Source organism: Streptomyces sp. NPDC028308, assembly GCF_055565855.1.
In genome coordinates this window covers 120620-129958 of sequence record NZ_JBVHTO010000019.1, presented here as the reverse complement: position 1 = coordinate 129958, position 9339 = coordinate 120620, and the positions used below count along the sequence as shown (strand labels likewise).

The window sequence follows — 9339 nt, the reverse complement described above, 5'->3', positions numbered from 1 at the left end:
GGCGTAGACGGCAACACTCGCGATCCCGGCATCCCGGCACGCCCGGGCCACGCGGACAGCGATTTCGCCACGGTTGGCGATGAGCACCTTGCGCATTACGGAAGAGACCTCCAAGACCCGGCCTGCGCCGAGGAACGGTGAGGGGCACGGTCCCATCCGGCCCTCACCGAACGACGCTCCGGCGGGGCCGAGGGTTCCCGGCAGACCGCCAGGAGTACGCCGACCAGGGCGGCCAGGTCCTCCGGGTCGGTGTTGCCCCGGACGAGGGTGAAGGACGGACGGCCGGCGCTCACGGCGCTCACACCGGCGGGTTGCCGTGCTTGCGCGACGGCAGGTCGACGTGTTTCGTGCGCAGCATCTCCAGCGAGCGGATCAGCATCGAACGGGTCTCCGCGGGGTCGATGACGTCGTCGACCAGCCCCCGCTCGGCGGCGTAGTACGGGCTCATCAGCTCGCTCTTGTACTCCTTGATCTTCTGGCTGCGGGTCGCCTCGGGGTCGTCGGCCGCCGCGATCTCCCTGCGGAAGATGACGTTGGCCGCGCCCTCGGCGCCCATGACCGCGATCTCGTTCGACGGCCAGGCCAGCGACAGGTCGGCCCCGATGGAACGGGAGTCCATGACGATGTAGGCGCCGCCGTATGCCTTGCGCAGGATCAGCGAGACGCGCGGGACGGTGGCGTTGCAGTACGCGTACAGCAGCTTGGCGCCGCGCCGGATGATCCCGTCGTGCTCCTGGCCGACCCCGGGCAGGAAGCCGGGCACGTCCACCAGCGTCACCAGCGGGATGTTGAACGCGTCGCAGAACTGCACGAAGCGCGCCGCCTTCTCCGACGCCTCGATGTCGAGCACGCCCGCGAGGCTTCCGGGCTGGTTGGCGACGATGCCGACGACCCGGCCGTCCAGGCGGGCCAGCACGCACAGGACGTTCGTCGCCCAGCGCTCGCTGACCTCGAAGTACTCGCCGCCGTCGACGATCTCGGCGACGACCGCGCGCATGTCGTAGGAGCGGCCCGGGTCCGCCGGGACGAGTTCGGCGAGCGCCTCCGTGCTGCGGTTCACGGGGTCGTCGCACGGTTCAGCGGGCGGCACCTCGCGGTTGTTGGACGGCAGCAGCGACAGCAGGTAGCGCACCTCCTCCAGGCACTGCTCCTCGTCGTCGTGGACGAACGCCGCCACGCCGGAGGTCGCCGCGTGGACGTCGGCGCCGCCGAGCCCGTCCTGGGTCACCTGCTCGCCGGTGACCGCCTGCACCACGTCGGGCCCGGTGATGAACATCTGCGAGGTGCCGCGGACCATGAACACGAAGTCCGTCAGCGCGGGACTGTAGGCCGCGCCGCCCGCGCACGGGCCGAGCATCACGCTGATCTGCGGGATGACGCCGGAGCAGCGGGTGTTGCGCCGGAAGATGCCGCCGTAGCCCGCGAGGGCCGTCACCCCTTCCTGGATCCGGGCGCCCGCCCCGTCGTTGAGGCTCACCAGCGGCGCGCCCGCCGACTCGGCGAGGTCCATCACCTTGTGGATCTTCTCGGCGTGCGCCTCGCCCAGGGCGCCGCCGAAGATGCGGAAGTCGTGGGCGTAGACGAAGACCGTACGGCCGTGGACGGTGCCCCAGCCGGTGATCACGCCGTCGCTGTACGGGCGCCGCTGCTCCAGTCCGAAACCGGTCGCGCGGTGCCGGCGCAGGGCCTCGATCTCGTTGAACGAGCCCTCGTCGAGAAGCAGTTCGATGCGCTCGTGGGCGGTCAGCTTGCCCTTGGCGTGCTGGCGCTCGGTCGCCGCGGGGTCCGGCCCCTCCCGGAGCGCTCCCTTGATCCGGGCCAGTTCGGCGACGCGCTCACCGGGGCCCCTGTTCTCCTGGACGGTGGTCATACGGCGGCTCCCGGGGTGGCGGGTTCGAGGGGTCGGCCGGCGGTGCCTCCGGCGGTCGGCGGCACGGCGGACAGCGTCCTGGCCAGTGCGCGTTCGTCGTGCGTGGCGTGCACGGCGGCGGCCGGCACGATACGGCGGCACAGACCGCCGAGCACCTTGCCGGGGCCGACCTCGACGAAGGTGGTGACGCCCTCTTCGGCGAGGGTGCGCACGGTCCCGGTCCACTGCACGCGGCCCGCGAGCTGGCGGCGCAGGCAGCGGGCGACGTCCTCGGCCGTGGTGACGAGCCCGGCGGTGACGCCGGAGACGAACGGCACGCGCGGGGCGCGCAGTTCGACCCGGTCGAGCGCGGCCGCGAACTCCTCCTCGATGCCGCTCATCAGGCTGGAGTGGAACGGGGCGCCGACGGCCAGCGGCAGCGCCTTGACGGCCCCGGCGTCCTGGGCCTCGGCGCGGACCCGCTCGACGGCCTCCCGCTCGCCGGACACGACGACCTGCCGGGGCTCGTTGTCGTTGGCGACCTCGACGACCTGGCCGAGCTCCAGGGTGACCCGGTCGCAGAGGGCCTCCACCACGGCGAGGTCCAGGCCTAGCACGGCGGCCATCCGGCCGGGTATCCGTTCGTTGACCCCGGCCATGAGCAGGCCGCGTCGGCGTACGAGGCGCAGCGCGTCGGTCCAGTCGAGGACTCCCGCGGCGACCAGGGCGGTGTACTCGCCGAGGCTGTGCCCGGCGACGAGGTCCGGTTCGAGTCCCTTGTCCCGCAGGACGTCCAGGGTGGCGAGGGCGGTCAGGAACACCGCGGGCTGGGTGACCGAGGTGTCGCGCAGGGCCTCCTCCGGTCCCTCCCGGCACAGGGCGGACAGGGGGATGCCGAGGATGTCGTCGGCCGCCCGATAGTAGGTGTCCAGCAAGTCGGGTCGCTCGGTGAGCAGATGGAGCCCCATGCCCACCCGCTGCGACCCCTGGCCGGGGAAGACGAACGCGGTCTTGCCCATCACGGGTGACCCGCCTTTCTTGGTGATTCCTGTGTCATGGAAGGAAGCGGGGACGGGGTGTCACGGCCGTCCGGCGTCGGTGACGGCGACACCGGCGACGGGGGTTCGGGTCCCGTCGGCCGGGGTCTTCGTCCCGGGGGTGCGCGGCAGGTCGCGGACGAACAGCACGACGACGAGGGCCGCGGTCAGCGTCACCGCGGCGGCGAACCAGGCGCCGTGGTCCAGTCCGTCGGTGATGGCCGCCTGCTTCAGCGCGGCGGCCCGTTCGGGCGTCAGCGTGCCCTTCGCCGCGAGTTTCTCGGCCTGCTCCGTGGCGGATTCGGTCTGCGTGCTCATCAGCGCGCCCATGATGGCGACGCCCACGGCGTTGCCGACCTGCCGGAACATGGTGCCGGCGCTCGCGGCCACGCCGACCTGGTCCTGCGGGGCGGCGGCTACGGTCAGTTCGGAGGAGACGGGCATGAGGATGCCCAGCGTGAGGCCGGTGACGAGCAGGCCTGGCAGCAGCCGCGTCCAGGAACCGGGGTCGCCCGCGGGGTCCGTCAGCGTGAACAGGGCGATGCCCACGGCCATCAGGCCGAACGCGACCGCCATGGCACCGCGCATCCCCAGCTTCGCGGCGAGCCTGCCGCCCAGCGGGGCGCCCACGATCAGCATCAGGGTCAGCGGGAGCAGCCGTACGCCGGTCTCCAGCGCGGTCAGTCCGAGGCCGCTCTGCATGTAGATGGACAGGTAGAACATCACCGAGAACATGCCGGCGCCCAGCAGGAAGCCCGCGGTGACGCTGCCGCCGAAGGAGGGCCGCCTGAACCACCCGAGGTTCATGATCGGGGCGGCCGAGCGGGACTCCACGGCGAGGAAGGCGAGCAGCAGCAGCGCCGAGCCGCCGAACAGCGCCAGTTCGCGGCCCGAGGTCCAGCCCCAGTCGGCCCCGTTGATCAGCGCGAGGTTGAGGCAGAGCAGCGAGCCGCTGACCGTCAGCAGTCCCGCCAGGTCCAGCGGGGGCCGCCCGGGGCCGCTCTCGCGCCGGTTGTCCTTGATGCCGAGGGCCGCGACGACCACCACCAGGCCGATCGGCAGGTTCACCAGGAAGATCCACTCCCAGCCGACGTGGTCCACCAGGACGCCGCCGATCAACGGGCCCAGCGCGGTGGCGAGTCCGCCCACGGCACCCCACAGCATGATGCCGAGCGCGCGCGCCTTGCCCTCGAAGGAGGAGTACACGATGGCGAGCGTCAGCGGCATGATCACCGCTCCGCCGACGCCCTGCACGACACGGCCCGCGTGCAGCGTGGTGATGTGCGACCAGCCGAAGGGCGCCAGCTCTCCGGCGGCGCCGCAGACCAGCGAGCCGGCGAGGAAGACCGTCACGCCGATGACGTAGATCCTGCGCTGTCCGTAGAGGTCGCCGAGCCGTCCGGCCGTGACGATGAAGACCGCGAGGGCCAGCATGTACGCGTTGGCCACCCACTCCAGGTCGGAGAAGGAGGCGTCCAGGTCGGTGCCCATGGTGGGCAGCGCGACCGTGACGACCGTGACGTCGAGCAGCGCGATGAACAGGCCGAGCAGGGCGGCCACCATCGTCAGGGCCGGTTTCCCGGACCGGTGTGCGGGATGCGTCGGCACAGGGGGTCAACTCCTTCGTTGCGGGTGCGTGGTGCGGCGGGTGCGGGCCGGGTGCGGCGGGTTCAGGCGGCGGTGCGCCGTGCCCCCGCCGTCCGGTCGAGGAAGGCGAGGACGAGACGGGCCACCTCGTCCGGCTGGTCCGAGTGGCAGAAGTGCGTGAGACGGGGGTCGAGATGGAACTCGGCGGCCGGCATGTCCGCCTTCAGCGCGTCGGCCCGTTCGCCCGCGAGACCGGTGTCGTGCGGGCTGCCGATGACGAGGGTGGGGATGTCGACGTGCGCCAGGTCGAGTCCGGTGGCCGCGCTGTACTGGTCGAACAGGGCCAGGAAGGCCTGCGGCCCCATGCCCTCCAGCATCTTGCGGGCCATGCCGTTGAAGATCTCCGGGTCCATCGTCTGCGCCCGCGCGCCCAGCCGGGTGCGCAGGCCCATCGTCATGACGGTGGCGAAGTCCTCGCGGAAGGAGTCGAACATCTGCCAGTCCGCGGGCTGCGACGGCGGCCAGTAGAACGGCGAGAGCAGGACCAGGGCGTCCAGTCCCGGCCGTACGCCCGTCGCCAGCCACTGGAGTACGGCGTTGGCGCCCAGCGAGTGGGCCACCAGGACGGAGACCGGCTCGGGCACCAGCTTCAGTCCCGCGTCCACCCACTGGGCGGTGGAACCCCGGCTGCGCCAGCGGTAGGTGCCCCCGGTGCGCCACGGCAGGTCCAGGGGGTAGCCGCGCAGCCGGCCGGCGAGCAGCCCGGCCAGCGGCGTCCACGAGTTCCAGGCGTCCTCCAGGCCGTGCACGAACGCGGCGGCGGGCGGGGTCCCGAACCGGTGCACGGCCAGGTCCTCGCCGAGCACGGTGCTCTCGCCTACCGGGTCCGGCCGGGGTGCTCGGCTCATCCGGTGCCGCCTTCCCGGGTGACCCGCAGGGCGACCAGGTGGCCCTGCGGTCCGAGCGTCAGGAACGCCACGTCCCCGGCGCCCTCGGCGGCGGCCGGGCGGGCCAGGTGCTGCGCGAGGGCGAGGAGGCCGGTGACCCCGGCCTGGGCGCCGCCCCGGACGACCGTCACCGCGTCCGGCACCCCGTGCAGGGCCGCCCAGCGCGCGCCGGCCTCCGCGGTCCGCTCCCCCGCCCCGGTCAGCGGGACGTGCAGGCGGATCGCGGCGGGCGGCGGGTCACCGAGCCGGTCGAGGACCGCCCCCAGCACCCGCTCGGCGTCGCGCGGGGCGCGGGGCAGCACGCGGCGCGCCCCGCCGGTCAGCCGGCCGTGGACCACGGCGCCGCGGCGCAGGGCCGCCCCGGCCGGTTCCAGGTGCAGCAGGCAGGCGCCCGCCACGTCGGCGTCCGGTCCGCACAGGGCGCCCGCCCCGGCGGGCGGCAGTCCCTCGATGCCGCCGGTGAGCACCGCGTCCGCCCGTCCCGCGAGCATGGCCCGCGCGCCGAGGAGGACCGACTCGTAGCCGGCGGTCAGCAGGTTGACCAGCGTCACGTTGAACGCCTTGAGGCCGTAGGACAGGGAGACCTGGCTCACCGGCACGTTGATCGCGAAGTTCGGGCACTCGACGGGACTGATCCCGGAGACGCCCTCCTCCAGCAGCGCGCGGTCGATGCGGTCCACGATCTCGTCGACGGCGAAGTTGGTGCCGAGGGCGACCCCGGTGCGCTCCCGTGCGGGCGCGCCCATGGCGTCGGGGCCGGGGAGCGCGAGACGGGCCGCGGCCAGGGCGAGTTGGGTGGCGCGGGGCAGCAGCCGCCAGCCGCGCCTGCCGAGGAACTCGGCCGGGTGGAAGCCGTCCAGCTCCCGCGTCCGCCGTTGCCCGGCGGGCGCCTCGCCGACGGCGCCGGTCACGGTGGGGGCGGCGGCCAGTTCCTTCGCGCCGATGCCGAGCGTGCTGATGGGGCCGATGCCGGTGACGGCCACCTGGCCGCCGATGTCGGAGTTCATGCGATCGCCTCCCGGCCCGCGCCGGCCGCCGGACTGCCGATGGCCACGGAGATGTTGTTGCCGCCGAAGGCGTAGGCGTTGACCAGGACGGTGCCCGGTGCCGCCGCCTGCGGGGTGTCGCGCACGACCCGCAGCGCGCACCCGGGGTCGAGCCGGCGCAGGGTGCCGACCGGGGGCACGAGCCCGTGCCGGACGACCAGCGCGGCGGCCAGGCAGCCGAACGCGCCCGCCGCTCCCCCGCTGTGCCCCAGGGACGCCTTCACGGCGGTCACCGGCACCTCGGGGGTCCGGGCACCCAGCACGCGGGCGGTGACGCCGCTCTCCACGGCGTCGTTCGCGGGCGTCCCGGTGCCGTGGCACAGCACCGCGCCGATGTCGGCGGAGTCCATCCCGCCGCGCCGCAGCGCGTCGTGGACCGCGCGCACGGCCTGGGTGCCCTGCGGGTCGGGCGCGGTGACGTGGAAGGCGTCGCAGCTCCAGCCGGAACTGACGACCCGGGCGTACGCGGTCCGGCCGCGGGCCGCCGCGCGGGCGGCCGACTCCAGCACCAGGAACGCGGCGCCCTCCCCGTACACGGTGCCGGCCCGCTCGGCGTCGAAGGGACGGCAGTGCAGCGGGTCGCCGGCGCCCAGCCGCAGAAAGGCGCCGACCGCCGGCCGGGAGATCGCCTCGGTGCCGCCGACCAGGACGGTGTCGGCCTCGCCGTCGGTGATCATGTCGGCGCCCATGGCGACGGCGTAGGCACCGGCCGCGCACGCGGTGGAGACGGTCACGCCGGGCCCGTACAGGCCGAGCCGGTCGGACAGCAGACCGGCGGTGCCGTACGGGAACCAGCTGTCGCCGTCCGGTTCGCGCCGGCCGTCCCGGCACGCCTCCTGCACGTCGCTGTCGCCGTTGCCCGTGGCCACGCAGACCCCGACGCCGTCGAGCTCCTCGGGGCCGCCGGTGCCGAGACCGGCGTCGGCGAGCGCGTCCCGGGCCGCCGCGAGGGCGAACCCGCTCGCCCGGCCCGCCCGTGCGGGGAGACCGGAGGCGGGCGGGTCCTCGGCCCGGTAGGCGAGGGAGCCGGGCATCGCCGCGCCGGGGAAGGCGAGCGGGCTCACCGGCACGTCGCCGCGCAGCAGGCCCGCCCAGAACCGCTCGACGCCCCGGCCCAGCGGCGAGACGACCCCGAGACCGGTGATGACCACGTCGGTGTCCATCAGGCCGCGCCCCAGGTCAGCTCTTCGGCCGGCCGCAGCACCGCGATGGCGTAGCCGATCTCGGCGACCAGGTCGTCACCGACGTAGGACTCGCCGCTCATGATGACGCTGCTGCCCGAGTACTGGTCGACCCGCACGACGTGCCGCAGCGTGTCCCCGGGGAAGACCTCGCGGTGGAAGGTCATGTCGCGGGAGGCGGCCAGGATCGGCGCCCCGCCGCGCTCGCCCCGCTCGTCGACCCGCCGCATCCACAGGATGGCGCCGCCCTGCCCCCAGGACTCCATGAGCAGTGAGGGCGGGTAGGCGAAGGCGCGGTGGGGCGCTCCGGGGGCCAGGCCCGCGTAGCAGGGCTCGCTCCCGGTGACCGCTTTCAGGGTGACGATCCGGTCGTAGGGCTCCCACTCCACGACCCGGTCCACCAGGAGCATCGGGTGGGCGTGCGGGATCACTCCGCGGATGTCGGCGTACTCAAGCATCCGGGCCTCCCGGCAGGTCGTCCGCGTCCGCGGTGGTCCGGAAGGTCATCTTGATCAGCGCCGCCTTGGTGCCGCCGTTGGTGCACCGGGCCTCGACCGCGAGCACGCCCGCCGCCTCCGGCCGGCACACGCAGTGCACCTCCAGGGTGTCGCCGGGGGCGAGCGCGCTGGTGAAGCGCACCGACCGGATGGCGGCGGGCCGCGCCCAGGCGTCCGCGCCCGACGTGTGCCGCACCAGGTGCAGCACCGCCTCGCAGACCGACTCGACGATGAAGGCGCCCGGGTAGACGGTGAAGTCCGGGTAGTGGCCCTCCAGATACGGCTCGTCGGCCGCGATCAGCTTGCGCACGGTGACCTCGGTCGGCGAGTGGACCGTCACCAGGTGGGCCGCGTCGACCGACGTGGCGCGCCGCCTGGGCCCCGTCACGGCGCTCTCCTCGGCCACGGCGACCGCGGCCGGGCTGCTCACAGCGCGACTCCGCCGTCGATCTGGATGACCTCGCCGGTGATGTACGCGGCCCGGTCGGACACCAGGAACGACACCAGGTCGGCCACCTCGTCCGCGCCGCCGTACCGCTTCAGCGGGATCGACTTGAGGGCCTGCTCGCGCACCTTCTCCGGGAGCGCCTCGGTCATGTCCGTCTCGATGAAGCCGGGCGCGACGACGTTGACGCGGATGCCGTAGGCCGCGACCTCCTTGGCCAGGGACAGGCTCATGCCCTGGATGCCGGCCTTGGACGCCGAGTAGTTGCTCTGCGTGGCGTGGCCGTAGACCCCGGAGATGGACGACATGTTGACGATGACGCCCTTCTTGCGCTTCATGAAGCCGAAGCCCACCGAGCGGCAGAAGTTGAAGGTGCCCGTCAGGTTGGTGTCGATGACGGTGTGCCAGTCCTCGACCGGCATCAGCACCATCGGGTTGTCCCGCACGACACCGGCGGAGTTCACCAGGACGGAGACCGGGCCCAGGCGCTTGGCGGCGGCTCCGACGAACTCCTGCACGGCGTCGAAGTCGGAGACGTCGCAGGGCGCGTGGTGGACCTGCGCGCCCCGGTCCCGCACCAGCTTCTCGGTCTCGGCGGCCGCCTCGGTGCCGCTGCGGTAGCAGAAGGCGATGTCGTACCCGTCCGCGGCGAGCTGGACGGCCACGGCACGGCCGATGCCGCGCGATCCTCCGGTGACGATGGCCACTTGACGTTCGGTCACTGCACTGCCCTTCTGAGTCGGTGGGGCG

At 73.6% G+C, this 9339-nt stretch carries 11 protein-coding genes; all 11 read right to left on the bottom strand.

Annotated elements, in window-relative coordinates:
* The coding region (locus ACZ4VA_RS36985) for a biotin carboxylase N-terminal domain-containing protein (protein ID WP_279617129.1) at nucleotides 1-96 on the bottom strand (96 nt) is incomplete at its 3' end.
* Nucleotides 96-293: an acyl-CoA carboxylase subunit epsilon gene (locus ACZ4VA_RS36980; protein WP_468084201.1), complete on the bottom strand. Its 198-nt coding sequence runs from the start codon at nucleotides 291-293 to the stop codon at nucleotides 96-98. The genes ACZ4VA_RS36985 and ACZ4VA_RS36980, both read right to left, overlap by 1 nt.
* Before the next feature lie 5 nt (nucleotides 294-298).
* Nucleotides 299-1870 carry an acyl-CoA carboxylase subunit beta gene (locus ACZ4VA_RS36975; protein ID WP_355789011.1) on the bottom strand — a complete coding sequence of 524 codons (1572 nt, stop codon included), beginning with the start codon at nucleotides 1868-1870 and terminating at the stop codon, nucleotides 299-301.
* Complete coding sequence (fabD, locus tag ACZ4VA_RS36970; protein ID WP_355789017.1) at nucleotides 1867-2868, bottom strand: ACP S-malonyltransferase; 1002 nt, start codon at nucleotides 2866-2868, stop codon at nucleotides 1867-1869. Before fabD ends, ACZ4VA_RS36975 begins: the two co-directional genes overlap by 4 nt.
* 60 nt (nucleotides 2869-2928) lie before the next feature.
* The gene (locus ACZ4VA_RS36965; protein ID WP_468084194.1) at nucleotides 2929-4494 is read right to left on the bottom strand and encodes an MFS transporter; all 1566 of its coding nucleotides are present in this window, start codon (nucleotides 4492-4494) and stop codon (nucleotides 2929-2931) included.
* A gap of 62 nt (nucleotides 4495-4556) precedes the next feature.
* Entirely contained in the window at nucleotides 4557-5381 is an 825-nt protein-coding gene (locus tag ACZ4VA_RS36960) for an alpha/beta fold hydrolase (RefSeq protein ID WP_356169539.1), read from the bottom strand.
* Nucleotides 5378-6427: a beta-ketoacyl synthase N-terminal-like domain-containing protein gene (locus ACZ4VA_RS36955; protein WP_452921642.1), complete on the bottom strand. Its 1050-nt coding sequence runs from the start codon at nucleotides 6425-6427 to the stop codon at nucleotides 5378-5380. The genes ACZ4VA_RS36960 and ACZ4VA_RS36955 overlap by 4 nt, the downstream gene beginning before the upstream one ends.
* On the bottom strand, nucleotides 6424-7629 hold the full coding sequence (locus tag ACZ4VA_RS36950; protein WP_356169544.1) for a beta-ketoacyl synthase N-terminal-like domain-containing protein: 1206 nt from the start codon (nucleotides 7627-7629) through the stop codon (nucleotides 6424-6426). The genes ACZ4VA_RS36955 and ACZ4VA_RS36950 overlap by 4 nt, the downstream gene beginning before the upstream one ends.
* Nucleotides 7629-8105 (bottom strand): 3-hydroxyacyl-ACP dehydratase FabZ family protein, encoded by a 477-nt coding sequence (locus ACZ4VA_RS36945; RefSeq protein ID WP_356169546.1) that lies wholly within the window; start codon nucleotides 8103-8105, stop codon nucleotides 7629-7631. Before ACZ4VA_RS36945 ends, ACZ4VA_RS36950 begins: the two co-directional genes overlap by 1 nt.
* Entirely contained in the window at nucleotides 8098-8574 is a 477-nt protein-coding gene (locus ACZ4VA_RS36940) for a 3-hydroxyacyl-ACP dehydratase FabZ family protein (protein ID WP_356242978.1), read from the bottom strand. The genes ACZ4VA_RS36945 and ACZ4VA_RS36940 overlap by 8 nt, the downstream gene beginning before the upstream one ends.
* Nucleotides 8571-9311 carry a 3-oxoacyl-[acyl-carrier-protein] reductase gene (gene fabG, locus ACZ4VA_RS36935; RefSeq protein ID WP_355786043.1) on the bottom strand — a complete coding sequence of 247 codons (741 nt, stop codon included), beginning with the start codon at nucleotides 9309-9311 and terminating at the stop codon, nucleotides 8571-8573. Before fabG ends, ACZ4VA_RS36940 begins: the two co-directional genes overlap by 4 nt.
* Between the last annotated feature and the right edge of the window lie 28 nt (nucleotides 9312-9339).